Below are 26,863 nucleotides of genomic sequence, written 5' to 3'. Positions count from 1 at the left end.
ATGTATAAAAAAGCCGCAAATATATTTCTATAGATGCGGCTAGGAGTTATTTAGTGTTGTTCAAGTTTTTGATGTTCGAACGCGGCAGCAATAAAGCTTTCAAATAACGGATGACCATCTCGCGGCGTTGAATTAAACTCTGGATGGAACTGACCAGCAACAAACCAGATATGCTCTGGAATTTCGATCATCTCCACCAGTTTTTTATCGGCAGATAAGCCTGAAAATACCAGCCCAGATGCAGATAATTGCTCTCTGAAGTTATTGTTCACTTCAAAACGATGGCGATGACGTTCAAAAATACTTTCTGCGCCGTAAATCTCCGCAGCTTTGGTGCCAGCAATTAGGTGACACTGTTGTGAGCCCAAGCGCATAGTACCGCCTAAATCAGAATTTTCACTGCGTGTTTCCACCTGGCCTTCTTCATCTAACCATTCTTCGATTAAACCAACCACAGGAAACGCTGAGTTTTTATCAAATTCGGTTGAATGCGCATTCTCCATCTTGGCCACATTACGGGCAAATTCAACAAGCGCTACTTGCATCCCTAAACAGATGCCAAAATATGGAATGTTGTTTTCACGAGCGTATTTTGCCGTGGCAATCTTACCTTCAACACCACGTTCGCCAAATCCACCGGGAACGAGTAAAGCGTCAACACCTTTTAGCACTTCTTCGCCTTTCGCTTCCACAGTTTGTGAGTCAATGTATTTGATATTCACCGTTAACTGGTTTTTCAAGCCAGCATGTTTTAACGCTTCATTCACCGATTTGTAGGCGTCTGGTAGTTCAATGTATTTGCCCACCATACCGATAGTCACTTCACCTTTAGGATTCGCTTCCTGGAATAACACTTGTTCCCATTCGTGTAAATCGGCAACAGGGACATCAATACCGAAACGTTTGCAGACAATTTCATCGGTGCCTTGTGCCACTAACAGTGCAGGTATTTTATAAATGCTGTCGACGTCACGCATTGATACTACGGCTTTTTCTTCAACGTTACAGAACAAGGCAATTTTGGCACGTTCGTTCGCCGGTATTGGACCTTCACTGCGACATACTAAGATATCAGGGAAGATACCGATTGAGCGCAATTCTTTGACCGAGTGCTGCGTTGGTTTGGTTTTAATTTCACCGGAAGCGGCCAAATAAGGCACTAACGTTAGATGCATATACATGGCACGTTCGCGGCCAACCTCAACGCCAAGTTGACGAATTGCTTCTAAAAATGGTTGTGATTCGATATCACCTACCGTGCCGCCAATTTCAACCATGGCAACATCAAAGCCTTCCGCACCTTCAATCACTCGACGTTTGATGTCGTTGGTAATGTGTGGGATCACCTGAATAGTGGCTCCGAGAAATTCTCCACGACGTTCGCGGGCTAATATCCCCTGATAGATACTGCCGGTAGTGAAGTTGTTTTTCTTGGTCATTTTGGTACGAATAAAACGTTCGTAATGACCTAAATCCAGATCAGTTTCAGCACCATCGTTGGTTACAAAAACTTCACCATGCTGGATAGGGCTCATAGTGCCTGGATCAACATTAATATACGGATCAAGTTTTAGCATGGTTACTTTTAAGCCACGGGCTTCTAAAATAGCAGCCATTGAAGCGGCAGCAATACCTTTACCAAGGGATGATACAACCCCACCTGTTACAAAAATATATCTTGTTGTCATTTGAAACCCAGAACCATGGAATTAACAGAAAATTGTTTAAGTAATTTATCACCAACAATGCATACCTAATTATGAAAACAGGTAGATAATGAGGGTGTAAATTAGTAGTCACTACAAGTGTAGCAGGACGGGGCGATATTGTAGCAAAAGCCAGGCCGCACAACAATAACGAATTTAGCTGAATTAGTTCACAAATTGGCCAACATTGTTATAAGCTTATTTTATTGCAAATAAAAGATTATTGCTTATGTGGTTACAACAACAACTTTCTATACGCGCTAAAACTCGTGGCTTTCATTTAATCGATAATGATATCGTCCAGCAATTGCCGCAGTTACAAAATATCGATTCCGGTTTGTTGCACTTATTTTTACAGCACACTTCCGCGTCATTAACCATAAATGAAAATGCGGATCCCACCGTCAGGGCAGATTTAGAACAACATTTTAATACTTTCGTGCCGGAAAATGCCCCCTATTATCAGCACGATTATGAGGGCCCTGATGATATGCCTGCGCATATCAAATCGTCCATATTAGGCTGTCAGCTAACCATCCCTATCAGCAATGGCCAACTGGCACTAGGTACCTGGCAGGGTATTTATCTAGGCGAGCATCGCAACCATGCTGGCAGCAGGAGAATTATTGCCACTATTCATGGGGAATAGATACGGGGTACGAGCTACGGGCAGTCAGCGTAAATAAAATATTGCAGCCACAAATCTAAGTATCTGGACAATACTCAGAAACAATTAACCACGTCATTCCATCACGAGCTCTAGCGAGATGTGGGACCTCCATTAGTTTATAACGTGCAAACAAACAATACCTTATATGCTCTGCTGCGGTTCAGGAGGTCCCTGATGTCGCTTATGCTCCTCAGGGATGACGGCGCTCTTTTTAGCATTTAGTGTGGGACCGCAGTTTCGCTCTTTGGCGACATTTACCTTTTCAATGAGTTAATATCTGCTCGCAGCTCATAGCCCAAAGCATAATTTCGCTAGCGCGCCCTCCCCTTATTTCGGCAATAAATACATCAGATGCTGATGGAACCTCAAGATAACGGTGTCACTATCCCCCCGATAACCAAGCTCAAGACATAGCTGTTTTAAGGCGTCGGTTAAGTGATTAACGAAACGGCCATAGCCCCGCTTATTCATATTTGCCTCAGAAGCGATGAATACCAATTTCATCGTATCAACCAAATTTTTACTGTCCCACTGGCTAACAAATATGCCGCCACTGCCTACGGGTTTAAAGCCAAGGTTTAATAATTCACCTTTTGGTAATACATAGTTTTCATTGTCTTGGCGAATGATGGGGATTTTGCCATTAGCCACAATGGCGAGTTGGTTTAGATTGTATTGCTTGGCAATTTTCACAAACCGATCGCTGACAAACGTATATAGCGGGTTGTAAGGATCATCGGCACTCTCATCAATATCGCATTGCTGCAATAAGTTTTTGTTAATAGGCAAATTGGCAACGGCAAACGTCATATTGCTGTTCTCACGGGGTAATATTAATGACTGCTGTTGATAGCGAGTTGTCATGGCGCGAAAGCCATGGGTAGCGGTCTTTTTATCGCCTTTGTTCGCGCTGAAAATATCGTAGGTTAAATGTTGGTGATCTCGCATTTTAAACGTGCCGATATCGACACCTAATAACTTGCCAAACTTACTAATGAGTTTGCTCACCCGTTGATGAAATATTGGCGCATTTTGTCTTAGCTCATCACCCGTTGCCAGAAATAATAGCTCTATTTTATCCACTAGCAATTCGCTGTTGAAAAACGTACGCAAACCGGTATGCACTTTCGGGTTATACATAAACAGAATTTGTTGCTCTGTTTCAATCACTTGCTGTTCTTCAGCATACATTACCCGGACCAGCTTATTTTTGGCAATAAAACTGACGTTATTGAACCCATACTGCTCACACAAATTAAAAAAACTGTGACTTAAATTTCGATAAAAATCGGCAAAATAGACACCATTGATATCTCTGCCTGAGATCAGTTCCAGTAACGCCAGGTTCGGTTTAAATTCCACCAACAGGTATTGATTTTCCCGGGCGCCATGCGGTACATAAACTTTGTCGGCGGCACTACGTTTGCGTATTAAATTGATCCGTGAATTGTGTTTTAACATCATCTTTCTCCTTGGTATGCCTTGCAGAATAGGCGAACAATGTGTCAAAGACGTTACATTTGGATGATAGTTTAAAGAAGCTGCGAGCAATTGGCTACGGGCATCGGGCGACTAGCTACGGGCAGCCTGCGGAGATGAAAGATTCCAGTCACAAATCTAAGTATCTTAACAATACTCAGAAACAATTAACCACGTCATCCCATCACGAGCTCTAGCGAGATGTGGGACCTCTTTTAGGTTATAACGTGCAAACAAACAATACCTTATCTGCTCTGCTGCGGTTCAGGAGGTCCCTGATGTCGCTTATGCTCCTCAGGGATGACGGCGCTCTTTTTAGCATTTAGTGTGGGACCGCAGTTTCCCTCTTTGCCGACATTAACCTTTTCAATGAGTTAATATCTGCTCGCAGCTAGCAACAAAGAGGCTCTTAATCTTCATAACCCCAAGGTGCGTCAGGCGTGTCTACCGGCTTGGTTAAGTCAAAGTCGACTCGAAACTCACGGCCTTGTCGGACCAAGCGATAAGTGAAGACTTCCGGGTAAATGTACATTTGCCAGGTGTTGCCCATAGATTGTGGAATTTGCAGTTCGACAAATAGTTGTTTGGAATATTGGTCAGCGGGGAAAGATTGTACTTGTGGGTAGCCCGCATCAAGCGTCTGACCACCATACATGGTGGAAACATCACTGCTGCCGTCGGTATGACGATGATCATGTTTTAACGATAAGCCGCTGCCAGTTTTGCTGATAATCCAGGTGCGTGAAGAGTCATCGCCAACATGAAAAGGCACTTGTAACTCAGTATCCGTACATTTGCGCACATGCATGATCAACGCTTTGTTACTAAAGCTGCTTGCCGGTGCATTATCAACCGTCACTTTGCCGGCGAAAGCCTGGCCACAATGGGCTTTAATGTTGGCAAAAAAAGCATCCTGACTTGCAATCGACACTAATGGCGCCTCATTCGCAAACGCCGGGGTTGTTGAAAGCGCCCCAGCAAAGGCAACAGTAATGGCACAGGTTTTGGGTAATTTTTTAATTAATGTATTTTTGTTCATATTGGATACCAAGTTGATTAAATATCTACTCATTTTTAATGGTTAAAACGAATAACTACTGCTTTATAAAATTGATAAGTACATAAGCATGGATGCTGCAGGTAGAGCGACGCAGGATGCCAAAGCCGAGAATAACTACTTACTAAATTTTATGCATTGTATTTATCCGTTTTTCCTCATGAAAAAGTAGAGCACATAATTAACCAAATTGGTATGACCTCTTAATAGTATAGGTTTTAACAACACAGTTTGGCTTGCTGCCATAACTGCTCTAATTCAACCAGGCTGGATTGTTTGATATCCAGGTTATGATCAAAGTGATGTTGTTCAATAAATTGAAAGCGTTTGCTAAATTTTCGATTGCCCTGCCTGAGCAATTGTTCGGGGTCTTGCTTAACATGGCGCGCTAAATTTACTACAGCAAACAACAAGTCGCCAATTTCTTCGGCGACTTTAGCATCATCGATATCATCAGCTTTCAGTTCATCTTCAACTTCAGTCACTTCCTCTTTTACTTTTGCCAGGACATCGCTGATATTGTCCCAGTCAAAGCCCACATGAGCACATCGTTTTTGAATTTTTGCCGCTTGCGCTAACGCCGGCAATGAATTGGGAATATCATCTAGTAGCGACTTTTGCTGATTTTTTCTGGCCCTCTCGATGGCTTTTTCATTTTCCCAATTGGCTTTTATTTCTTGCTCTGTGGCTAGTTCTGCATTAGCAAAAACGTGCGGGTGGCGACGGATCAGTTTTTCACAAATAGCGGCAACGACATTATCAAAGTTAAAGCGTTGTTGCTCTTCGCCCAAACGGGCATAAAACACCACTTGAAACAACAAATCACCGAGTTCATTTTCAAGTTCCGCGTAATCCTGATTTTCGATCGCTTCAGCCACTTCGTAAGCTTCTTCCAACGTATACGGCACTATGGTTTGAAAACTTTGTTGCAAATCCCATGGACAGCCTTTGATAGGGTCTCGCAACTGACTCATGATCCAAATCAGCTTTTCAATTGACGCCGGGTTATCGCGCATAGTGTTCCTTGATAAATGTTGCTGGGTTAGTGTTACTGATAACGGGTTAATTGCGAATTCGCTTAACGGTGATGACTTCATCAATGTGATCAATTTTGCTGACCAAGCGAGTCAATATTTCAACGTCGGTTAATTCTAGCTTAAAGTCCATTATGGTGACTCTTTGCTTAGGATCTGAGCGTGATGACATATCCAGAACATTCACTTTGTCATTGGCGATGATGGTGGTCACATCTCGAAGTAACCCTTGCCTGTCACCGGCAACAATTTGTATTGCTACTTGATAATTTTGCTGGTGTTTGTCTCCCCACTGTACGTCAACCAGGCGTTCCGGCGATTGCTTTAAGGCATTGTTCAATTGCTCACAATCGCTACGGTGTACTGAAATGCCTCGCCCCTGAGTAATAAACCCCTGAATACTATCTCCGGGTACTGGCTGGCAGCATTTCGCCATATGGGTTAACAAATTACCGACGCCGGATACTGTGATACCATTACTATCAACTTGCTGCTTCTCACTTTGTTGGCGGATCACCATTTTTGGATCAATGTCAGCAGCGGGCTTTAATTTTTCGGCCTGAAATTGTAACTGGTGAACAACTTGTAAAACCCGGACATGGCCACTGCCAATCATCGCATGCAAGTCGGTTAAGCTCTTAACATTAAAGCGATGAAATATTGTCGAAAAATCTGCGTCTTGCACATCATGACGAGTGAGCTCAGTATCGAGCAGTTCTTTGCCAGCTTGCGTATTCTTATCTTTATCTAATGCTTTAAAAAAACTTTGTACTTTCGACCTGACTCTGGTGGTATGAATATAACCCAATGAAGGGTTTAACCAATCGCGAGATGGATTTGGCTTTTTGCTGGTTAAAATCTCTAATTGTTCACCGGTTTTAAGTTTGTAGGTAAACGGGACAATTCGCCCGGAAACCTTTGCACCGATACAGCAGTGACCAACGTTTGAATGAATATAGTAAGCAAAATCAAGCGGCGTAGCACCATTAGGTAAATCGATGACGTCGCCATTTGGGGTAAACACATAGATTCGGTCTTCAAACACTTCATTGCGCAGCTCGTCCACCAATTCATCGGAACTGGAAATGTCTTCTTGCCATTGTAAAAGTTTTCTTAGCCAGTTAATTTTTTCATCAAAGCCCCCGGTTTTTCCGCTGGCATTACCTTCTTTGTAACGCCAATGTGCAGCGACGCCCAGCTCGGCATCATCATGCATTTGCTGCGTTCTGATCTGCACTTCCACCGACTTACCCTCTGGCCCAAGTACAACCGTATGAATAGACTGATAACCATTGGGTTTTGGCGTGGCGACATAATCATCAAATTCACTGGGCAGATGTTTCCAACTGGTATGGACAATGCCGAGGGCACCGTAACAGTCTTGTAATTTATCCACCACAATACGGACCGCTCTAACATCGAACAGTTGCTCAAAATCTAACGATTTTTGCTGCATCTTTTTCCAGATACTGTAAATGTGCTTCGGTCGGCCATAAACACTACCGCGGATCTGTAAATCGTCTAATTGTTGCTGCGTATTGGCGACAAAATCTGTCATATATTGCTCTCGCACTAAACGTTTATCATCGAGCAATTTTGCGATTTTTTTATAGGTATTCGGATGCAAATAACGAAAGGATATATCTTCCAGCTCCCATTTTAACTGGCCAATACCCAAACGGTTTGCTAATGGTGCATAAATACTGACAGTTTCCTTGGCCGCAAGTACCCGGGTTTCTTCATCGCTATTTTTGACATAGCGCAGATTGCATACACGTTCGGCAAGCTTAATCACTACAGCACGGACATCTTCGACCATAGACAATAACATTTTCCGTAAATTATCAATTTGGCCACTGGCAAACTTGGTACCACTGGGCTGCTGCAAACTGCGGATGGCGTCCATTTGCACCACCCCTTTGACTAAAGTGAAAATGGCGGGACCATAGTCATCACCAATGGTATCGATATTTAACGCTTTAGTTTCAATCAGCGGTACCAACAAGGCAGCAGATAATGAATCTTTATCCATGTTCAAACCCGCCAGTATTTCAACCATCTCTAAGGCCTTATACTGACAACTTAAGTTGTCTCGAAACAGAGCTTGCAACTTTATCCACAAAGCCTCTATGGCTTGCTGTTTTTGTTCCGTTAAGTCGAGTTCTGCCAACCATACTTCAAAATTTTCGGCAGTCATTTGATGAGATTTTCTCACTGAAACCATGAGTATTCCTGTCTATGATTTGGGAAATTAAATTTTTTTTCACTAAACATCTTAAAGCTACGGATTTATGTTACCGATTTACTGCAATTATTTAGCACTTCTGCTTACGTGTAAACAGCGCCATAGTTTCGACATGACGAGTTTGACTAAACATATCCATTAATCCTATTTTGCTTAGCTGATAGCCATTGGCAAGTAATACTTTCGCATCTCTTGTCATCGTTGCCGGATCACATGAAATATAGAGTATACTGGCGACCTTTAGTTTTAAGATGTTGGTAACCGCATTTAACGCGCCCGCTCTCGCCGGATCGAGTAGCACTTTCGAAATCGTTGATTGCTGCGCTGCCATTTTATCTTTAAGCCATGACCAGTCATCGTTTTCAGCGTTTAAATCGGCTTGTAGGAATTGGCAGTTTGTTAGAGCATTGTGTTTGGCATTTTGCAATGCCCTGTCCACCATATCCTGAACACCTTCAACGCCAATCACACTGTTGACTTGCTTTGCCAACGGCAAACTAAAATTACCCAAACCACAAAACAAATCAAGGACCACATCATCGCCATCTAATTCTAACCATTGCATTGCCTGATTGACCATCGCAGTATTTAATTTTGCATTCACTTGCACAAAATCAGTAATGGCAAAATTTAACTGGCAATCATTGACTTGATAACTTAACAAACGGCCGTTTTGCGGCGTTAACAATTCTGTCGCATCATCGGTTTGCAGGGCTATTTGATAAGGTTTTTGCTGATTAAACTCGATAAATTTTTGTCTGTCATGCTCCGTCAATTTACGAACTTGCCTAAATATCACCAATGCCGATTCGGCATCGATAACTTCGATGTGAGATATTGCCGCTTTGGCATCCAGGCTATTAATGAGCTGAGTGAAATCATTAAACTCATCGCTAAACAATTGCGGTAATACCGGACAAGATTTTATTTGTGTGAGTACATTGGAGCTTTTTTGACGGAAGCCAACAATTGCCTGATTATGCTTATTGTATTGTACGCCAATTCGGGCTTTACGGCGATAATGCCATTTGTCGCTAATTAAACTTGTTTGCCAGGGCAAGCTAGTAATGTCACTATTGCGACGAAATAAATCGCTGACTTTTTGCTGTTTAAAGTCCAGCTGTCCTTGATAAGCAAGGTGCTGTAGATCGCAGCCGCCACATTGGTAAAAGTGCTTACAGCGTGGTTGCACGCGATTACTGGCGCTAATTAATACGTTTTTAGTTTTGCCGCGCAGGTATTTTGACTTTTCCTGAATGATCTTCGCTTCTACGGTTTCGCCAGGCAAGGCTGAGTCGACGAAAACCGGTTTTTTGCCTATTTTGCCGACGCCATCACCATTGATATCCAAAGATTTGATCTCTATCTTGACTTGCTGGTTAAGATATTTGTTTGCTGCTTTTGGTTTGTAAAAATTAACCATTGATTATCCAGTTAGCGCTATCGAATTGCTATTAATGCTACATTTTTCTGAAAAAAAGTGCCATGATAAGCGAATGATTTTAACACGAAAAAGAACGTAATTATGATCAAAATAACTATCAAGGATTGGGTTATTTTATTTGCCGTACTACCAACAATCATTATTGGCTCCAGTTTGGCTATTTATTATGCCTACAATAGAATTGTTGCCATTGATGAAACCTTAATCGATAAAGGCAAAACGATCGCCAACACCCTTGCTGTAACCACGGCCTATCGTATGAATAATAAGGAATATTATTCATTGCGCAACTTATTGGCTTATGTCCAGGGCAGTAATTCCGACTTAATAAAAACCATTTTGTTATTTGATCATAAAAACACAAACCTGATAAACAGTAACGGCTCCGGTAATTCAAGCCAATACATCGCCTCACTCGCCAACGGCGAGTTAGATAAAGAATACATCCAAGAATATGATCATAGCTACTTCATCTACTTTCCTATTCGCCTCGCCATTTATAAAATCGATCAAAAATCGACTGCGAACAAATCCTATTACGGCTATTACGTCATTGAAATTAATAAAACTGGCATTTTGTATGAAAAGCAAATCTTGCTGATTGTCAGTTTACTGGTGGTATTCTTCGGTATATTTTTATCTCTGCACTTTGCCAAAAGGCTGGTATCTATTCTCTCCGGGCCAGTAAAAGAGATGAACGAAATCGTTCTGCAAATTCGCCAAGGGGCGTTGGGGGTTAGGATCCATGAGCCGTTTCAGGGGGAGTTAGATATTCTGCGCATCGGCATCAACAATATGGCACAAGCGATTGAAGATTATCAGTACGACTTAGAGTCGAATATCGAACAGGCAACCAGAGACCTACGTACCGCTCTTGAACAATTTGAGGTACAAAACGTACAACTCGATCTTGCCAAACGCAAAGCACAGGAAGCAAATCAGGTAAAGTCCGAATTTCTGGCAAATATGAGTCATGAGTTACGAACGCCGTTAAACGGGGTTATCGGTTTTACCCGACAAGTATTAAAAACGCCTTTATCAGAAACACAACGTGAATTTCTTACCACCATCGACAGCTCGGCAAATAACTTACTGTCGATTATTAACGACATTCTTGACTTCTCAAAACTCGATTCCGGTCGACTGGAAATTGAACATATCCCATTCAGTTTTAGAGACAGCATTGATGAAGCGATCATCTTGTTTGCAGATTCTGCCCATAGCAAAAACATTGAATTATCATTAAATATTAACCAGAATTTGCCCAACTCACTCATTGGCGATGCATTGCGAATAAAACAGGTATTAATTAATTTATTAAGCAATGCCATTAAGTTTACCGACTATGGTTATATCGCCGTGGACGTCGATTATCAAATAAGCAACGACGCCAATATTGAAATCTCAATACAAGTTATCGATACCGGCATAGGGATCAGCGATAAACAAAAAGAATCGTTATTTAAAGCATTTTCACAAGCCGATAAAAGCATTACCCGCCTCTATGGCGGCACCGGATTAGGCTTAGTAATTTCTAAACGCTTAGCCAATGAAATGGGTGGTGATATCAACTTTAGCAGTCAGTCTCATAAAGGCTCAAGTTTCTTTTTTACCTTTAAAAGTGAAATCAACCAACTGCCGATTGATAGTATTATCGAACCGTTTGAGCTTGAACATAAATCAGTTATTTTGTTTGAACCGCATCAGCGCAGTCGCTTAGCTATGGTAAATATTTTAAAGCATTGGCATATGGATATTACCCAAGTTACTGACTTGCGGGAATTACAAAATCAAATTCAACAGCGCAGTTTCGATTTTGCCATATTGGGGCAACAAATAGGTTCGACCAACATTAACGATGTGAAATCATTGATCGAGTCTTTATCAATGAGCGTCGGGAAAATGATTTTGGCGATCAATAATAACTCGTTAAGTTTAAAAAAATCGCTGATTAATTCGGGTATTCATGCCTGTATTACCAAACCAGTAACCAACAAAAATTTAAAGCATGCACTGTTACAAACTGAACAAACCTTTACTGAAGAGAAAAGTAAAAAACTCAAATCTGATCCTGAGAAATTACCAATTTCAGTGCTTGCCGTTGATGATAATCAAGCCAATTTAAAACTCATTCAAACCTTACTTGAACAGAAAGTCGCGGCAGTGGTTTTAGCGAGTGATGGCAGAGAAGCCTATAAACTGTGTTGTAGAGAGAAATTTGATTTGATTTTGATGGATATCCAAATGCCTATTCTCGATGGTATCAGCGCCTTGACCAAAATCCAGCATGACTCACTGAACATTCAAACCGGCATTATTGCCGTTACCGCCCATGCCCTACCCGGAGAAAAAGAAAAATACATCCGATCAGGCTTTGACGGTTATTTGGCAAAACCCATTGACGAAACGCTACTCGATCACATTATTTTTGAACACGCACCAATCAAAGATCACAATCACAACAATATAATTCCTGCAGTAGAAACTAAACATGATAACTCAGAAAAACTGGCTCATTTAGTACAACACAGTTACAACGGCGTCATCGACTGGACTATTTCGATGCAGCGCTCTGCCCATAAATACGAGTTAGCAATAGAAATGTTTACCTTGTTAATCAATTCATTACCAGAAACAAAAGTCGCCTTGCAAAACAATATCAAATTAGAAAACCTACCTAGTGTCAGCTCATTGGTACACAAACTTAACGGGGCGAGTTGTTATGTTGGTGTGCCCAGGCTGGAGAAGGTGGTACAAAGAATAGAAACACAAATAAAGCAGCAGCTGTCATTAGCCGAACTGGAGCCGGAATTTTTCGAATTGTTTGATGAAATCGATGCGGTGTTAGCCGTTGCCGATGATTTTTTGCAACTCGCTACTGCGAATGCTAAATAAACTGAACTCGGGGTAAGCTAAGCACTGAGTACCACAAAGGCTAACGCGTACTGCTTTTCATCAGATAAACTGATGTGCCAGCTAGTTGCCGTTAATTGCAGAGCCAACTCTAAAGCTCTGCCAGTTAACTCAAGCGTGGGTTTACCTGAGGCCAAATTGACAATATTAAAGTGTTGAAACGAGACACCATCCGCAATACCTGTACCTAGTGCTTTCGCTGCCGCTTCTTTGCCTGCCCAGCGTTTCGCCAAAAATCGTTCCGGCTGCTTCAAGCTCAAAAATTTTTCATGCTCAGCCGGCGTCAACACCCGCAACGCCAAACGTGCTCTCGCCTTATCCGCCATATTTTCGATACGACTGATCTCAACAATATCATTTCCGATACCAACTACTGACATATATTTCCCTAGGGTGATAAGCTGCGAGCTAAAAAAGCTACGGGCAACGGGCTATAAGATGCAGCTTGTTTGTTGCTCGTAGCTCGTAGCTCGTAGCTCGTAGCCATTCTTTACTGCCTTGCTTCAATCATCAATCGTTTCATATCACGTACGGCTTTCTCTAAACCATCGATAGCCGCACGAGCAATGATGGCATGGCCAATGTTCAACTCAATAATTTCTTTGATTGCCGCAACCGGTTTTACGTTAAAGTAATTCAAGCCATGGCCGGCATTTACTTTTAAACCTAAATTGTGCGCATATTTAATGCCGTCAATTAAACGTAACAGCTCGGCTTGTTGTTTATCTTCTGTTTCTGCATCGGCATAATGGCCGGTATGAATTTCAATAAACGGTGCTCCTGTTGCTTTGGCGGCATCTATCTGTTTTCTATCGGCATCAATAAATAAACTGACCTTGGTACCCACTGCAGCCAAACGTTCAACCGCGTTACTGACTTTGTCCATTTGTCCGGCAACATCCAAGCCACCTTCGGTGGTTAACTCTTCACGCTTTTCCGGGACTAAACAACAAAATGCGGGTTTAATACGACAGGCAATATCCAGCATTTCATTGGTCACCGCCATTTCCAGATTCATTCTACTTTGAATCGTATTTGCCATCACTTCGACATCGCGGTCGTTAATATGACGCCGGTCTTCACGTAAATGAATGGTGATGCCATCGGCACCCGCATGTTCAGCCACACAGGCGGCATGTGCAGGATCCGGGTAAGTCGTGCCTCTGGCCTGGCGTAACGTTGCAATATGGTCAACATTAACACCCAATAAAATATCGCTCATAAAACTTGCTCTCTTAATTTCATTTCATCTATTTAATTAAATCTATATAGGTCAACAGACCCTAACAATAATACCAAGTTGATTAAATATCTACCCATTTCACATGGTAGAACTAGTGGAAAACGGACAGTCGAAGCGGCAGCTTATTTGGCAAACTTATTACTGAATAGTTTGCGACTATTTAACGGCTTTTTCCCTAAATAACTCTGTAAAACCTGCCGCATCAAGCGTTTACAGGTTAATAATACGTCTGCTTGCTCTAATTTACCATCACCAATTGCAATTATGTGTTGACGATTATAGCGCGGTAAAGACAAATCAAAATCGGCCAGCACAAACCCTTGTTCGGGTACAAAATGTAACTCATTGCCGTACGGCTCACTAATTTGAGTTGATGGTTGCTCGGGTTGTTGTTGCAGATCATGAAAATCTAATGAGAAGCCTAATTCAGCCAATAAGGTTAATTCGAATTTCCTCAGCATCGGCTCTAAGGGCGATTGCAGCAGTAACTGATTCAAACTTGTTTGATAGAGTTGAAATAGGCTCTCGCATGGAATGTTTTCTGGCAGTAGCCGTACCATCAGCTCATTTAAATAGAAGCCACTAAACAGGAAGTTACCACTAAGCGCCAAGCTTTTATCGGCGTGTTCAATGCGGGATAACGACTTTAAGTCATTGCTGCCTTGCAACTCTATTTGTAAACAGGCAAAGGGCTGTAACAGGCCTTTTTTGTTGGCTTTCTTACTTTTGCCAATATAGACCACCGCACTCACATGGCCATGTTGCTCAGTCAGTAAGTTAACCAATAAACGACTATCACGGTAAGGGCGAGAGTGCAGTAAATACGCTTTTTGCAGGTTGAGTTCTTTACTAACAGACATAGCCAGGCGTTTGCATTAGCAGTGAAAACTAACCGGAATAATCATCGCCGTAGCCTAAACTGCGTAACGCTCTCTCGTCATCAGCCCAGCCAGACTTCACTTTCACCCAAGTTTCGAGAAACACTTTGCGCTCAAACATGGCTTCCATATCGCGACGGGCTTCGCGGCCAATGGTTTTCAGTTTTTCACCTTTATTGCCGATTACCATACGTTTTTGCGTGTCACGCTCGACCAAAATCAAGGCATTTATGTGCAGAATCCCCTTATCATCGGTTTTGAATTGCTCTATTTCTACTGTGGTCGAATATGGGAGTTCATCGCCGGTAAAGCGAATTAGCTTCTCTCTGACAATTTCAGAGGCCATGAAACGAGACGATCGGTCGGTAACGTAATCTTCCGGAAACCAAAAATCGCCATCCGGCAGCGACGATAAACAGACCTCACGTATCTTGTCGACTTTATCGCCTTTTACCGCACTGATAGGGATAATTTCTTGAAAATCATGCAACGCCGCTATTTTTTGTAAATGTGGCAATAACTCTTCTTTATCCTGAACATTATCAATTTTGTTCACCGCTAACACTACCGGACGGCCTGATTGCTTAACTTTACTTAGTACCAGTTCGTCATCACTGGTCCAGTTAGTGCCTTCGACCAGAAAAATAATGAGTTCAACTTCGGCTATCGTACTGCTCGCCGCCCGATTCATTAAGCGATTAATGGCCCGTTTTTCTTCTAAGTGTAACCCCGGGGTATCTACCAAAACCGCCTGACGATTATCTTCGGTTAAAATACCCAGGATACGATGGCGAGTAGTTTGTGGCTTACGCGATGTGATACTTATTTTCTGGCCTAATAAGGCATTTAACAAGGTCGATTTGCCAACGTTGGGACGACCAACTAATGCCACCAAACCACAATAGTTATCACTTTGGCTTGCACCTTCAAAATCGTCGTCATTTAACATTTAATAGCTCCAATGCTTGTTCGGCAGCCGCTTGTTCGGCTTTTCTTCGAGATGTACCTTTGCTAATAATGGCATCCGCTAACGTTTCAATTACGCAACTGATGGTAAATTGCTGGTTATGTGATTGCCCTGTGGTGGCTATCACATCATATTTAGGCAGCGCTAATTTACGCCCTTGTAAATATTCTTGTAACCGGGTTTTGGGATCTTTTTGGCTTTGTCCTGGGTTGATTTGATTGATACGTATTGCAAACCAATCAAGAATTAACTGCCGGCAAGTTGGCATATCTGAATCTAGAAATACGGCACCGATAATTGCTTCAATGGCATCTTCTAAAATCGAGTCTCGACGAAATCCGCCACTTTTTAACTCACCTGGACCTAATACCAAATAATCGCCCAGAGCAAAACTGCGACCAATTTCAGCCAGGGTAACACCACGTACCAAGGTTGAACGCATACGCGTTAGCTCGCCTTCACTGGCCTGTGGAAATTTTTCAAACAAAGCACGGGCAATCACATACCCCAAGATTGAATCACCTAAAAACTCTAAGCGTTCATTATTATCGCCTTTGGCACTACGATGCGTTAATGCCTGAATCAGCAGTTGCTCATCATTAAATTGATGACCCAGCTTAGTCGCCAGTCGATTTAAGTGTAATGGTTTAGTCAATTAATTAATTCCGCCAATGCGATTAAAACGAATACCTGATGGTACCCAGGTAGGTAAAAAGTCTGCCTCACTTCGTTCAAAATCAAAACTCATCCATATGGCAACAGCCTCACCTACCAGCGCATCTTCGGAGACAAAGCCCCAAAAACGGCCATCGAGAGAGTTGTCACGATTATCGCCCATCACCAGGTACTTACCTTCCGGTACCAGCCATTCGCCTTTTTTCAAGCCCGGTTGGTTAAAGAACCGATAATTTTGTGGCGGCTGGCTGTTATTGACTAAAATTTCATGAGTTTTATTGGGCATTGCCGATTCATAACGGGTTAATGCCTTGCCCGACTTTGGAGATTCGCCGCTGTTCTTAAACGTTGTTACCACTTGCTTCATTTCAGCGCAAGATGTGGCATTTTCTGCACATTTAGGTTGGATATATAAGTATTTGTTTTGATAAACCACCCTGTCACCAGGTACGCCAACAACCCTTTTGATGAAATCGACATTGGGATCGACCGGATACTTAAATACTACGACATCGCCACGCTCAGGTGAGCCGATATCGAAAAATTTATTGCGGGCAACAGGTTCGCGCAAGCCATAATTAAATTTATTCACCAAAATAAAATCGCCATCATATAACGTTGGCATCATCGAGCCCGATGGAATTTGGAACGGTTCATAGATAAACGAACGTAAAATAAGGACAAAGGCAATCACCGGAAATACTTGTACTGAGGTGTCAACCCAGGCATTCGGGGTGGTGATCTTTTCAATGGCAACCTGATCAAGCGGTTGCGCGCATTGCTCTTGCGTGGCTTGTAAGTTCAATTGACGCTTTGGTGCATAAACAAACTTATCGAGAAAATAAACGATGCCCGTTACTATCGTAATGACCACCAAAAATAATGAAAAATACATCGCCATAGAATAATTACTTCCCTAACTTAAGTACGGCCAAAAACGCTTCTTGTGGTACTTCGACATTGCCCACTTGCTTCATCCGTTTTTTACCTTCTTTTTGCTTTTGTAACAATTTCTTCTTACGAGAAATATCACCACCATAACATTTGGCGATTACGTTTTTGCGTAACTGTTTCACCGTTGTCCGGGCAATAACGTTACTACCTATAGTCGCTTGAATGGCGACATCAAACATTTGACGGTGAATAAGCTCTTTTAGTTTATCCACTAACTGACGACCACGTGATACTGAATTGCTGCGATGGGTGATCATCGCCAACGCATCGACTCTGTCGCCGTTAATTAACACATCGGTACGCACCATGTCTGATGCTTCGAAACGAACAAAGTTATATTCGAGTGAGGCATAACCACGACTGGTGGATTTCAACTTATCGAAGAAGTCCATCACCACTTCTGCCATCGGCAGTTCGTAATGCACCGCAACTTGGTTACCGTGATAGGTTAAATTCTTTTGCACACCACGCTTTTCGATACACAAGGTAATGACATTACCCAAGTGCTCTTGTGGCACTAAGATATGCGCTTCGACAATGGGCTCGCGAATTTCATCAATTTCATTAACCGCGGGTAAATCCGATGGATTGTCTATGGCAACTACCTTGCCATTAGTGCATAACACTTCATAGTTTACCGTCGGTGCCGTGGCGATCAGATCCAGATCATATTCACGCGCCAAACGCTCCTGAATAATTTCCATGTGCAACATGCCAAGGAAGCCACAGCGGAAACCAAAGCCCAGCGCGCCAGAACTTTCTGGCTCGAAGAATAATGAAGCATCATTCAGGCTTAACTTATTTAATGCGTCGCGGAAGTTTTCAAAATCATCTGAGCTGATAGGGAAAATACCGGCATACACCTGTGGTGTTACTTTTTGAAAACCGGGTAGCACATCTTCAGCCGGCTTACGCGTTAACGTTAACGTATCACCAACTGGGGCACCGTGAATCTCTTTAATACCGGCAATAATGAAGCCAACTTCGCCAGTCTTCAAGATACCAGTTTCCGTTTGCTTCGGCGTGAAAATACCGACTTTATCAATTTGATGGCTTTGCCCGGTCGACATCACCGTCATCTTATCACCGGCTTTGATCTCTCCGTGCATCACCCGTACTAAAGAAACTACGCCTTGATAGTTATCAAACCAGGAGTCGATGATCAGCGCTTGCAGCTTATCATCCGTTTTACCCACCGGCGGTGGCACATTGGCCACTATGCTCTCTAGTACTTCATCAATACCAATACCAGTTTTCGCACTACACTGCACGGCGTCAGTTGCGTCAATGCCGATAATATCTTCAATTTCTTCCGCCACTTTGTCAGGGTCAGCCTGTGGTAAGTCAATTTTATTTAAAATTGGCACCACTTCTAAATCCATTTCAATGGCGGTGTAACAGTTTGCCAGAGTTTGTGCTTCTACGCCCTGGCCAGCATCGACTACCAACAATGCACCTTCACAGGCGGCTAATGAGCGTGATACTTCATAAGAAAAATCAACGTGACCGGGAGTGTCGATAAAGTTAAGCTGATAAATTTCACCGTCTTTGGCTTTATAATCCAGGGTTACGCTTTGCGCTTTAATGGTAATACCGCGTTCACGTTCCAGATCCATAGAATCTAATACTTGCGCTGCCATTTCACGGTCTGACAGGCCGCCACAATGTTGAATTAATCGATCGGACAGGGTGGATTTGCCATGATCAATGTGGGCGATAATTGAGAAATTTCGAATGTGCTTCATAAAAGAGCTTTTAATAGATACGTAAATACAAAAATGATTATGCGTGATTTTAGCGAATTTAACCGCAGCTAGCTATCTATTTCACTGACTTTAGGCTTTAAATCTGTAACAGGAGATTATTTTAGTTCGACAGTTGCGATAATATCGGCACATTTTCGCAGCAGTTTAGGTTGTAAACTGGCTTGGCTATGCCGACTATTTTGCTGCTTTTGCGCAATCACAAAACCTAAATAACCACCCACGACAGCAAACACCAAAGCGATAAGCTCATGCAGTTGTAACTGTTCCACCAGATAAAACTGACCAATAGTGGCGAACACTATCATCATCAATAACGGTAATAAGTAGACTTGCACGGCACTGTTTAACAGACTTTTTTCCGATAAGCCGATCACCACCTCATCACCAATGTGCAAATTGTTTTGCCCGGCTGTAATTGTGGTGGTCAGTGCCTTATGAGGAATGGCTTTGGCAATTTGGCCACTGCCACAATCATCTTGCTGATGGCAGCTATGACAGGTTGATTTAATGGTACTGGTGACGGTTACTTGCTTGCCATTAATGGCAACAACAGTGGCGGTTTCTTCAATCATTACCTTATTTATACCAATTCTATCTGCATTTTCGTGACTAAATTGTAAACGGGCTCATTAACTCGAATTCAAATTAGTTAAAACTTATTGACTCCGCTATGGTGTTCGCCGTTTTAGCTGGTATTTTACCGACTACGGTGATCTCATAGCCATCGCGCAACGTCGATAATAACACAGTTGCGCCGGTTTGATTAACCGTTGCTTTTCTTGGCGCTTCATCACTTGCCAGCACATAGACAGAAACATCGACCAGGCCATCATTAAACATCAAGGTTTCCACCTCAGTATCTACTTTTTGGATATTGCGTTTGCTGCTTTTGATTAATTCAAATCCAGCCGGAAGCCAGTTAACTTGCCATGGTAGTTTCACTTCCGCCTTGTTTCCTGATAATGGTTCGGGTAAAACCGCGGTGGTCAGTTGCTGCAATAACTCATTGGATTTTTCAGTGATCATCAGATGAGTAAATTGAATTTGCTCTAACAGTTCGCCCGCTCTTGAAATCACCGCGACCTTTAACAACAATCCGCTTTCAATATCAAGCCACAACCAGTAACCAAACCGTTGCTTGTCTTTACTTTCCAGTCGCACCAACTGTGCTGGTCGACCTAAGATCCTGCTTTTCCCAACACCAATAAAATTATAGGTCGCTTGCAGCTTTTCAATATCGCCGAATAAGGCTGCCGGGATCGGAGCTCTGATACTATTGCTGTGTACAGAGTAAGGAGACTTATCTGATTCAAAATAACTGACAGTATCATCTAAACGAATCGCTTCTTTGCGCGGCCCATTTAACAGCGTAATTAATTCAAGTTCTTGCTCATCTGAAATACCATGCAACCAACGGTAGGGCTCGGCGCGATTGTTTCGCACCACCACAAAAGAGGTATCAAAATTAAGGGTTCGCATTGAATGCGTTAACCGCTGTAGCCATTGTAAAGCGGTTGGTGCTTTTACGGTTTCAGCGGCAGTTATCGCCTGCTCTTTGGTTTGAGGTGGCTGTTGCGTTGCAACAGCAGGTTCAGATTCAGCTTCATCTTGAGAAAATGCTGGCGTTGAAAAAAGCGCCAGCAGCAGGAAAGGTTTAAAAAAGTTCATTTATTCGTGGTTTTCACTCAACGGGTCGGGTATGCCATCATCGCTTTCATGCGCGACGTCAGATTGAAGTTTAATCTGCATGTTATGATCAGATAACAAGGCTTGCAACCTTTGTTGGTGCTCAATATATGCTTGTTTGGGGTTTGCTACATTTTTCTGGGTTGAATAATTGTAGCTTACCGGATCTGCCACACCACCCATTGGCAATGGTTGCCACACTTGCGCAGGAACGATTTGACCTTCATCAGAAACGTTGGCTTGCTGTACACCTAATACCATCAACCCGGCAGCAGATGCGGCAATGGCAAATTGGCCAACCGGTTTAGATAGCTGGATCACTTTTGCTTTCGCTCGCTGAGTAAAAGTTGGACGAGAAACAGGCGCTAATACCGTAGGCTCGGCAGCAATAGCAACGGCAATATCATTGGCAAGTTCAGTATTGATAAAATCAGCACTGTCACCACGCATAATGTCACCAATCAAATGGTATCGATTCCAGGTATCACCGAGCTTATCATCATCCTTTACTTCGTTTAACAATGATTGCTCGACATTGTTATCATCAAGTAAGGCTGATATTGCTTCAAACTTATTTTCACTCATATATACTCACACTCGCACTGTTTTTTAATATTGCTTGCTCGATTAACATTAACTACAACCACTAATTCTGCAGCAAAGGCTTAATTTTTTTGTCTACCGCATCTCGCGCTCTAAAAATTCGAGAACGCACGGTACCAACCGGGCAATCCATTACATTTGCTATTTCTTCATAACTTAAACCATCCAGTTCTCGTAAGTTAATTGCGGTGCGCAACTCTTCCGGTAACTGTTCGATGGTTTTAAATATCAACTGACGAATTTCATCGGTTAACATTAACCTTTCTGGCGATGCATTCTCTCTGAGGGCATCTCCACTATCGTAAAATTCTGCGTCTTCAACGTCGATATCACTTCCTGGAGGTTTTCGCGAACCTGCCATCAAATGATTTTTTGCGGTATTTACCGCAATTCGGTATAACCAGGTATAAAATGCACTCTCACCGCGAAAATTTCCTAAAGCACGATAGGCTTTAATAAATGCTTCTTGAGTAACATCTGCCACGTCCGCTTGATTCTTGACATAGCGCGATACCAGATTCATTACCTTTTGTTGATATTTCTTTACCAACAGATTAAATGCATTTTTATCGCCGCTTTGTACCTGTTGTACCAACATCTGGTCTACATTCTGTTCGCTCATCCGAGCCTTTACTCCTCAAAACCAATATAATTTATTGGTTATACTACAACTACCTGTTCTCAATATTTTTTATGTCCAATGACCAGATTACTATCGGACTTGGTATTCATAGTTTTATTCAGCTCTTGGCAAACACATCAATTAGGACTGAGTGTTTTGCAAAAAGTTCGCAAAACTTTGAAAAAAAGTAAAAAATAATTAAAAATCGTTTAATTTACCTAAATTCGGGATAATGAGTGCTTGCCACTAGTTTAAAATACTGTTGAGAATTTATCCTCAATCAATGCTCCTAATTTAGGTTAAATATAGTATATAACTCTATATTTTTGCTAATTCGCTATAAAGTAAGTTAAAATTCTATCATTAACAAGAACAACTCGATCTAAGATTTATGAATCAACAACATAACTGCGACGTTTTGATTATTGGCAGTGGTGCTGCAGGATTAACCCTCGCGTTAAAACTGGCAAACCAAGCCGATGTTATTTTGCTAAGTAAAGGTCCAATTAATGAAGGCTCCACCTTCTATGCGCAAGGTGGTATCGCCGCAGTATTTGATGAAAATGACTCGATTGATGCCCATGTCAACGATACCTTAATAGCAGGTAATGGTTTGTGCGATAAAGACATGGTTCATTTTACTGCCGAAAATGCGAAAGCGTCAATGCAGTGGTTAATCGCCCAAGGGGTTGATTTTGATCAAGACGATAACAACAGCAAGGGCACTCAATATCACCTTACCCGAGAAGGTGGTCATAGCCACCGTCGTATCTTACACTCTGCCGATGCAACCGGCAAAACCGTTCAACTGACCCTTGCCGAAAAAGTAAAACGCCATAGCCGAATTCGGGTCTTTGAACGCTCCAATGCGGTCGACTTGATCAATGATGGCAACAGTGAGACCAAGCAATGTATCGGCGCCTATATTTGGAACCGAAACAGTGAAAAAGTGGAAGCCATTCATGCTCAAAAAACCATTTTAGCAACCGGCGGTGCCAGTAAAGTTTATCAGTATACCTCAAACCCCGATATTGCCAGTGGCGACGGGATTGCCATGGCATGGCGTGCCGGCTGCCGAGTGGCCAACATGGAATTCAATCAATTTCATCCAACCTGCCTGTTTCATCCGAAAGCCGGAACGTTTTTGCTAACCGAAGCGCTGCGTGGCGAAGGTGCGATTTTACGACGACCTAACGGCAGCCGCTTCATGCCAGAATTTGATCAAAGAGCTGAGTTGGCACCGCGTGATGTGGTCGCAAGAGCGATTGATTATGAAATGAAACGCCTGGGTGCCGATTGCATGTTTTTAGATATCAGTCATAAAAGTGATGATTTCATTAAGCATCATTTTCCAACGATATTTGAAAAAACCAGTGCCCTTGGTTTTGATATGACCAAAGAGCCTTTGCCGGTAGTGCCGGCCGCACATTACACTTGTGGCGGAGTGATGATCAATAAACACGGTCAAACCGACGTTGCCAACCTTTATGCCGTTGGTGAAGTTTCATATACCGGGCTACATGGTGCTAACCGCTTAGCCAGTAACTCGTTATTGGAATGTGTGGTATTTGCCAGAGCTGCTGCGGAGCACATCAACAGTAGACTGGACTCTAAAGCGACAATTAAATCCATTAAAGCCTGGGATGAAAGCCGGGTCTCAAACTCTGATGAAGAAGTGGTTATTCAGCATAACTGGCACGAATTGCGGTTGTTTATGTGGGACTATGTCGGTATTGTCCGCACCACCAAGCGCCTTGAAAGAGCCTTGCACCGGGTCGAATTATTGAAAGCCGAAATTCAAGAGTATTATCGTCACTTCAGGGTGAGCAATAATTTGCTGGAACTGCGTAATTTGGTGCAAGTGGCAGAACTTATCATTCTTTCGGCGATGGAACGTAAAGAAAGCAGAGGGTTACACTACACTTTGGACTATCCACAACTGGCGGAGAATTCTCGCCCAACCATTTTAGCTCCTCCCGGTTAAATGTCTGCTCATTAAATTTAATGTTTAATGTACTGCACAATTCGGCATAAGCGGCGATAATCACCACTACTTAGCGAGTCTTTAAAGACAAATAGGCGCAATGAATTTTCATCGCATTGAGGTTGTAAGGGGATCTGCGCAGCTTGTGGTAACCGCTTCCTCAATGCTAAAGCGCAACCAAAAGGAAAGACAAAACTATCACTGCACAGCTGATAATGCTGATCAGCACCAAGCGTTAATCCCCCCTCTTGTGAGAGTAATAACGACTTACTTTCGACCCGGCACTCTGAATGGCTATGCGCTAAACCAAGAGAAAAAAGTTGCGCAATCGCTAAGTTCTGAACCAGCAGGTAACTGATCCCGGCAATAATCGTTGATAGTATGAAGACTTGAGCATAGCTTAAAGATAAGCCAAAATTAAGTAATAACAGGCAGGATATGAGAAACATTAGCCCCGCAAGATAACGCGGGACCTGAGCGGCAATTTTTGATGGCGTTAACCGAAAGTTATACTTTAACTCGGTTGAGTATAAGTTGTACCATGGAGTTGAGTGCTTCATCCTTGCATTCCTCATGTCCCATAAACCAGGCAAATAATTCTGGGTCATCACCGGCGAGTAATCGATCGAAGTCGAGTTTTTGTTGCTCGTTTAAACCGTCCCAGGCTTCGTCAACAAATGGCATAAACAATACATCCAGCTCTAACATCCCGCGACGGCATGCCCAACGTAATCTTGCTTTGTTATTGTGTAATGTCATTGCTTATCCGCATCAAATTAATGGTAATTGCCATTATTATATCTTTTCATCATTGTGCTGACTAGGGTCTGTTGGTCTTTGCTGTGCATTTTTGCAGCGTTTAGGCTCAATTATTTGGAACAACCAAACTTCAATCGCCAGGCCTTGTTCAAAGTTCGCCTGTTTGAACAAAAGTTGTACCGCAAAGTTCAACAGACCCTCAATTCACCCTAGGATAAGTTAACAATAAATGCAATCAAATGGCGATTAACCTTGATTTTTATCACCTTCGCCCTTATTAATTTAACATAATATCAAGCACTCATTATCCCGAGTTGCGGTTAACTAAAATAGTAGCATAATATGAATATTCAACCTGCAAAGCCAAATATCGAACAGCTCCCCGAAAATTTTGCCATTATTGTCGATTCTATCAGTGCAATTAGCGTTAGTGGTGTTGAAGCAGATACTTACCTGCAAGGGCAACTCACCTGTGATGTTGAGCAATTAGAGGTAAAAAAACTATTGGTGGGTAGCCATTGTGATGCCAAAGGCAAGATGTTTTCCGCATTTCGTTTGCTCAAACAAAACGAGCAACGCTTATTAATTCAAAGCAGTGCTTCATTAAATGCATCGATGACTGAGTTACAAAAATTTGGTGTGTTTGCCAAAGTCGATATAGCCCTGGCTGAACAACTGGGTTATCTGGCTTTAGTTGGCGCTAGCAGTGGCGAATTTATTCAAGCAGAATTTAATGCGGTGCCCGATTCATTTAACCCGGTAATCACCAACGACGATGCCTCAGTACTCTATGTTGGGGGAGCAACTGAGCGTTATTTAATTGTTGCCAAAAGGGAGCATATTGACGCACTATCGAAAAAACTGACCGTTGATATTTATCCAAGCGAGGTATGGACCTTACTTGAGATACAATCTGGCTTTGTTCATATGAACAGCGTAAGCGTTGGTGAATACGTACCGCAAATGCTTAATTTGCAACTTGTTAATGGCATCAGTTTTAGCAAAGGCTGTTATTTAGGTCAGGAAACAGTGGCAAGAATGAAGTATTTAGGTCGCAATAAAAAAGCCTTGTATGCCCTAAAAAGTGAAGGCGAGTTAAAATGGCAAGCCGATGCGATGATTAATGATAGCTCAATGTTAGAAAAACAAGCCGGTGAAAACTGGCGTCGTGGTGGTGATATTATTGCTCATTATGAAGCAGATGATGGTACCATTTACATTCAAGCGGTGCTGGCCAATGATACCGAAGCGGATGCCAGTTTACGCCTTAAACATCAAAACGGCATTAAGTTTAACTTAATGTCATTACCTTATTCTCTTGCTGAAGGCGCATAGTTTTTGTTGTCAACAAAAACTGGCCGCAGCGCTAAACTTATTCTAGATTAGATCTGGATTTACTCAGGAAATTTTATGAAAATTGCAAACAATAAAGTCGTCGTTATGCATTATGCCGTAATGGACAGTGAAGAAACCCTAATCGACAGCTCTTACGATCATCAGCCACTGACCTTCATTCAAGGTACTGGCTTTTTGATCCCGGGTCTCGAGTCGGAGTTAGTGGATAAAGCCGTTGGCGATAAGTTTATTGTCGATGTCGATGCCGATAATGCCTATGGTCAACGCCATGATGGTTTTGTGCAAACCGTGCCTAAATCATTTTTTCAAGGCATCGATGATTTAGATGTGGGCATGCAATTGCGCGCGCAAACTGATGAAGGCGAGCAAACCGTGATTGTCATTGGCATGGAAGATGATGAAATTACCGTTGATGGTAACCACCCTCTTGCCGGCATCGATTTAAAATTTGATGTCGAAATTTTAGAGGTTCGTGACGCCACTGAAGAAGAAATTGCTCATGGTCATGTGCATACTGAAGGTGGCTGCGGTCACGAGCATTAATAGCTACGGGCTACGGGCTACGGGCAGGATATTCTAAGTTAATTGAATGCCGGACTTTTCGTTGATAAAGACAAGACCTGCTTCTATAGCTAATGCGATCTGCTCGCAGCTCGTGGCCAGTCGCTCGTAGCAATTGCCAACCTGCGAGGTTAAAACCTGAAGTATCCCCACAAATATTTGTGTAAGCGTTTGAAATTTAGTTAAATTAATTTCACCACAAAACAAAAAAACTAAACCTCAAACGCTATGAAGGTATTTTCAAACTTTTTTAAGAAAGAA

Annotated in this window: 24 protein-coding genes; 5 read left to right on the top strand and 19 right to left on the bottom strand. The window is 42.4% G+C overall.

The window, feature by feature from the left end:
• Positions 1–50: 50 nt before the first annotated feature.
• A complete protein-coding gene (locus ND16A_RS09775; RefSeq protein WP_033077507.1) occupies positions 51–1,688 on the bottom strand; it encodes a CTP synthase in 1,638 nt (545 codons plus the stop codon).
• A 247-nt stretch (positions 1,689–1,935) separates the two neighbouring features.
• Between ND16A_RS09775 and ND16A_RS09780 the strand changes: the two genes are divergently transcribed.
• Positions 1,936–2,355, top strand: coding sequence for a secondary thiamine-phosphate synthase enzyme YjbQ (locus ND16A_RS09780; RefSeq protein ID WP_033077506.1), 420 nt, complete (start codon positions 1,936–1,938; stop codon positions 2,353–2,355).
• Between the two features lie 348 nt (positions 2,356–2,703).
• Here the strand turns inward: ND16A_RS09780 and ND16A_RS09785 are convergent, their stop codons facing one another.
• The 5 genes from ND16A_RS09785 to rlmD form a co-directional block, all read right to left on the bottom strand.
• Entirely contained in the window at positions 2,704–3,840 is a 1,137-nt protein-coding gene (locus ND16A_RS09785) for a DUF3083 family protein (RefSeq protein WP_081945556.1), read from the bottom strand.
• 424 nt (positions 3,841–4,264) lie between these two features.
• A complete protein-coding gene (locus ND16A_RS09790) occupies positions 4,265–4,894 on the bottom strand; it encodes a hypothetical protein (RefSeq protein ID WP_235282096.1) in 630 nt (209 codons plus the stop codon).
• A gap of 236 nt (positions 4,895–5,130) precedes the next feature.
• On the bottom strand, positions 5,131–5,928 hold the full coding sequence (gene mazG / locus ND16A_RS09795) for a nucleoside triphosphate pyrophosphohydrolase (RefSeq protein WP_033077505.1): 798 nt from the start codon (positions 5,926–5,928) through the stop codon (positions 5,131–5,133).
• 46 nt (positions 5,929–5,974) lie between these two features.
• Entirely contained in the window at positions 5,975–8,170 is a 2,196-nt protein-coding gene (gene relA, locus ND16A_RS09800) for a GTP diphosphokinase (RefSeq protein WP_033077504.1), read from the bottom strand.
• A gap of 91 nt (positions 8,171–8,261) precedes the next feature.
• A complete protein-coding gene (gene rlmD, locus ND16A_RS09805) occupies positions 8,262–9,614 on the bottom strand; it encodes a 23S rRNA (uracil(1939)-C(5))-methyltransferase RlmD (RefSeq protein ID WP_033077503.1) in 1,353 nt (450 codons plus the stop codon).
• Between the two features lie 102 nt (positions 9,615–9,716).
• Between rlmD and barA the strand changes: the two genes are divergently transcribed.
• Positions 9,717–12,530, top strand: a complete 2,814-nt coding sequence (gene barA / locus ND16A_RS09810; protein WP_033077502.1) for a two-component sensor histidine kinase BarA — start codon at positions 9,717–9,719, stop codon at positions 12,528–12,530.
• Between the two features lie 17 nt (positions 12,531–12,547).
• On the opposite strand, the gene acpS is transcribed toward barA, so the two are convergent.
• The 11 genes from acpS to rpoE all read right to left on the bottom strand — a co-directional run bounded on the left by acpS (position 12,548) and on the right by rpoE (position 21,942).
• The gene (gene acpS / locus ND16A_RS09815) at positions 12,548–12,928 is read right to left on the bottom strand and encodes a holo-ACP synthase (protein WP_033077501.1); all 381 of its coding nucleotides are present in this window, start codon (positions 12,926–12,928) and stop codon (positions 12,548–12,550) included.
• Positions 12,929–13,038: 110 nt separating this feature from the next.
• Positions 13,039–13,770, bottom strand: coding sequence for a pyridoxine 5'-phosphate synthase (pdxJ, locus tag ND16A_RS09820; protein ID WP_033077500.1), 732 nt, complete (start codon positions 13,768–13,770; stop codon positions 13,039–13,041).
• A 143-nt stretch (positions 13,771–13,913) separates the two neighbouring features.
• Positions 13,914–14,651 carry a DNA repair protein RecO gene (gene recO, locus ND16A_RS09825; protein ID WP_033077499.1) on the bottom strand — a complete coding sequence of 246 codons (738 nt, stop codon included), beginning with the start codon at positions 14,649–14,651 and terminating at the stop codon, positions 13,914–13,916.
• A 28-nt stretch (positions 14,652–14,679) separates the two neighbouring features.
• A complete protein-coding gene (gene era, locus ND16A_RS09830) occupies positions 14,680–15,618 on the bottom strand; it encodes a GTPase Era (protein WP_052073051.1) in 939 nt (312 codons plus the stop codon).
• Positions 15,608–16,291: a ribonuclease III gene (gene rnc, locus ND16A_RS09835; RefSeq protein ID WP_033077498.1), complete on the bottom strand. Its 684-nt coding sequence runs from the start codon at positions 16,289–16,291 to the stop codon at positions 15,608–15,610. The genes era and rnc overlap by 11 nt, the downstream gene beginning before the upstream one ends.
• Entirely contained in the window at positions 16,292–17,212 is a 921-nt protein-coding gene (gene lepB / locus ND16A_RS09840) for a signal peptidase I (protein WP_033077497.1), read from the bottom strand. It abuts the gene before it with no gap.
• Between the two features lie 7 nt (positions 17,213–17,219).
• The gene (gene lepA / locus ND16A_RS09845; protein WP_033077496.1) at positions 17,220–19,010 is read right to left on the bottom strand and encodes a translation elongation factor 4; all 1,791 of its coding nucleotides are present in this window, start codon (positions 19,008–19,010) and stop codon (positions 17,220–17,222) included.
• Positions 19,011–19,126: 116 nt separating this feature from the next.
• Positions 19,127–19,603 carry a SoxR reducing system RseC family protein gene (locus ND16A_RS09850; RefSeq protein ID WP_033077495.1) on the bottom strand — a complete coding sequence of 159 codons (477 nt, stop codon included), beginning with the start codon at positions 19,601–19,603 and terminating at the stop codon, positions 19,127–19,129.
• Between the two features lie 73 nt (positions 19,604–19,676).
• Positions 19,677–20,699, bottom strand: coding sequence for a MucB/RseB C-terminal domain-containing protein (locus ND16A_RS09855; protein ID WP_052073050.1), 1,023 nt, complete (start codon positions 20,697–20,699; stop codon positions 19,677–19,679).
• Positions 20,700–21,302 (bottom strand): sigma-E factor negative regulatory protein, encoded by a 603-nt coding sequence (locus ND16A_RS0119165; RefSeq protein WP_052073049.1) that lies wholly within the window; start codon positions 21,300–21,302, stop codon positions 20,700–20,702. It abuts the gene before it with no gap.
• A 61-nt stretch (positions 21,303–21,363) separates the two neighbouring features.
• A complete protein-coding gene (gene rpoE / locus ND16A_RS09860; RefSeq protein WP_033077494.1) occupies positions 21,364–21,942 on the bottom strand; it encodes an RNA polymerase sigma factor RpoE in 579 nt (192 codons plus the stop codon).
• Between the two features lie 391 nt (positions 21,943–22,333).
• Between rpoE and nadB the strand changes: the two genes are divergently transcribed.
• Positions 22,334–23,926 carry an L-aspartate oxidase gene (gene nadB / locus ND16A_RS09865; RefSeq protein ID WP_033077493.1) on the top strand — a complete coding sequence of 531 codons (1,593 nt, stop codon included), beginning with the start codon at positions 22,334–22,336 and terminating at the stop codon, positions 23,924–23,926.
• Between the two features lie 17 nt (positions 23,927–23,943).
• Here nadB and ND16A_RS0119160 read toward each other — a convergent pair whose 3' ends face one another.
• Positions 23,944–24,486, bottom strand: a complete 543-nt coding sequence (locus ND16A_RS0119160; protein ID WP_152593854.1) for a protein YgfX — start codon at positions 24,484–24,486, stop codon at positions 23,944–23,946.
• A complete protein-coding gene (locus ND16A_RS09870; RefSeq protein WP_033077491.1) occupies positions 24,434–24,685 on the bottom strand; it encodes an FAD assembly factor SdhE in 252 nt (83 codons plus the stop codon). The genes ND16A_RS0119160 and ND16A_RS09870 overlap by 53 nt, the downstream gene beginning before the upstream one ends.
• 342 nt (positions 24,686–25,027) lie before the next feature.
• On the opposite strand from ND16A_RS09870, the gene ygfZ reads away from it, so the two are divergent.
• Positions 25,028–26,020: a tRNA-modifying protein YgfZ gene (gene ygfZ / locus ND16A_RS09875; protein ID WP_033077490.1), complete on the top strand. Its 993-nt coding sequence runs from the start codon at positions 25,028–25,030 to the stop codon at positions 26,018–26,020.
• Between the two features lie 75 nt (positions 26,021–26,095).
• Entirely contained in the window at positions 26,096–26,584 is a 489-nt protein-coding gene (locus ND16A_RS09880) for an FKBP-type peptidyl-prolyl cis-trans isomerase (protein ID WP_033077489.1), read from the top strand.
• Positions 26,585–26,863 lie beyond the last annotated feature (279 nt).

The sequence above is a fragment of the Thalassotalea sp. ND16A genome (assembly GCF_000764205.1).
Lineage (GTDB): Bacteria > Pseudomonadota > Gammaproteobacteria > Enterobacterales > Alteromonadaceae > Thalassotalea_A.
This window is presented reverse-complemented; position numbering and strand designations above follow the sequence as displayed.

What these genes read in the sequence shown, in the direction of transcription:
- ND16A_RS09775 (WP_033077507.1), bottom strand. Translation starts at nt 1,688, where the DNA reads ATGACAACAAGATATATTTTTGTAACAGGTGGGGTTGTATCATCCCTT.
- ND16A_RS09780 (WP_033077506.1), top strand. Translation starts at nt 1,936, where the DNA reads ATGTGGTTACAACAACAACTTTCTATACGCGCTAAAACTCGTGGCTTT.
- ND16A_RS09785 (WP_081945556.1), bottom strand. Translation starts at nt 3,840, where the DNA reads ATGATGTTAAAACACAATTCACGGATCAATTTAATACGCAAACGTAGT.
- ND16A_RS09790 (WP_235282096.1), bottom strand. Translation starts at nt 4,894, where the DNA reads ATGAACAAAAATACATTAATTAAAAAATTACCCAAAACCTGTGCCATT.
- mazG (WP_033077505.1), bottom strand. Translation starts at nt 5,928, where the DNA reads ATGCGCGATAACCCGGCGTCAATTGAAAAGCTGATTTGGATCATGAGT.
- relA (WP_033077504.1), bottom strand. Translation starts at nt 8,170, where the DNA reads ATGGTTTCAGTGAGAAAATCTCATCAAATGACTGCCGAAAATTTTGAA.
- rlmD (WP_033077503.1), bottom strand. Translation starts at nt 9,614, where the DNA reads ATGGTTAATTTTTACAAACCAAAAGCAGCAAACAAATATCTTAACCAG.
- barA (WP_033077502.1), top strand. Translation starts at nt 9,717, where the DNA reads ATGATCAAAATAACTATCAAGGATTGGGTTATTTTATTTGCCGTACTA.
- acpS (WP_033077501.1), bottom strand. Translation starts at nt 12,928, where the DNA reads ATGTCAGTAGTTGGTATCGGAAATGATATTGTTGAGATCAGTCGTATC.
- pdxJ (WP_033077500.1), bottom strand. Translation starts at nt 13,770, where the DNA reads ATGAGCGATATTTTATTGGGTGTTAATGTTGACCATATTGCAACGTTA.
- recO (WP_033077499.1), bottom strand. Translation starts at nt 14,651, where the DNA reads ATGTCTGTTAGTAAAGAACTCAACCTGCAAAAAGCGTATTTACTGCAC.
- era (WP_052073051.1), bottom strand. Translation starts at nt 15,618, where the DNA reads ATGTTAAATGACGACGATTTTGAAGGTGCAAGCCAAAGTGATAACTAT.
- lepB (WP_033077497.1), bottom strand. Translation starts at nt 17,212, where the DNA reads ATGGCGATGTATTTTTCATTATTTTTGGTGGTCATTACGATAGTAACG.
- lepA (WP_033077496.1), bottom strand. Translation starts at nt 19,010, where the DNA reads ATGAAGCACATTCGAAATTTCTCAATTATCGCCCACATTGATCATGGC.
- ND16A_RS09850 (WP_033077495.1), bottom strand. Translation starts at nt 19,603, where the DNA reads ATGATTGAAGAAACCGCCACTGTTGTTGCCATTAATGGCAAGCAAGTA.
- ND16A_RS09855 (WP_052073050.1), bottom strand. Translation starts at nt 20,699, where the DNA reads ATGAACTTTTTTAAACCTTTCCTGCTGCTGGCGCTTTTTTCAACGCCA.
- ND16A_RS0119165 (WP_052073049.1), bottom strand. Translation starts at nt 21,302, where the DNA reads ATGAGTGAAAATAAGTTTGAAGCAATATCAGCCTTACTTGATGATAAC.
- rpoE (WP_033077494.1), bottom strand. Translation starts at nt 21,942, where the DNA reads ATGAGCGAACAGAATGTAGACCAGATGTTGGTACAACAGGTACAAAGC.
- nadB (WP_033077493.1), top strand. Translation starts at nt 22,334, where the DNA reads ATGAATCAACAACATAACTGCGACGTTTTGATTATTGGCAGTGGTGCT.
- ND16A_RS0119160 (WP_152593854.1), bottom strand. Translation starts at nt 24,486, where the DNA reads ATGAAGCACTCAACTCCATGGTACAACTTATACTCAACCGAGTTAAAG.
- ND16A_RS09870 (WP_033077491.1), bottom strand. Translation starts at nt 24,685, where the DNA reads ATGACATTACACAATAACAAAGCAAGATTACGTTGGGCATGCCGTCGC.
- ygfZ (WP_033077490.1), top strand. Translation starts at nt 25,028, where the DNA reads ATGAATATTCAACCTGCAAAGCCAAATATCGAACAGCTCCCCGAAAAT.
- ND16A_RS09880 (WP_033077489.1), top strand. Translation starts at nt 26,096, where the DNA reads ATGAAAATTGCAAACAATAAAGTCGTCGTTATGCATTATGCCGTAATG.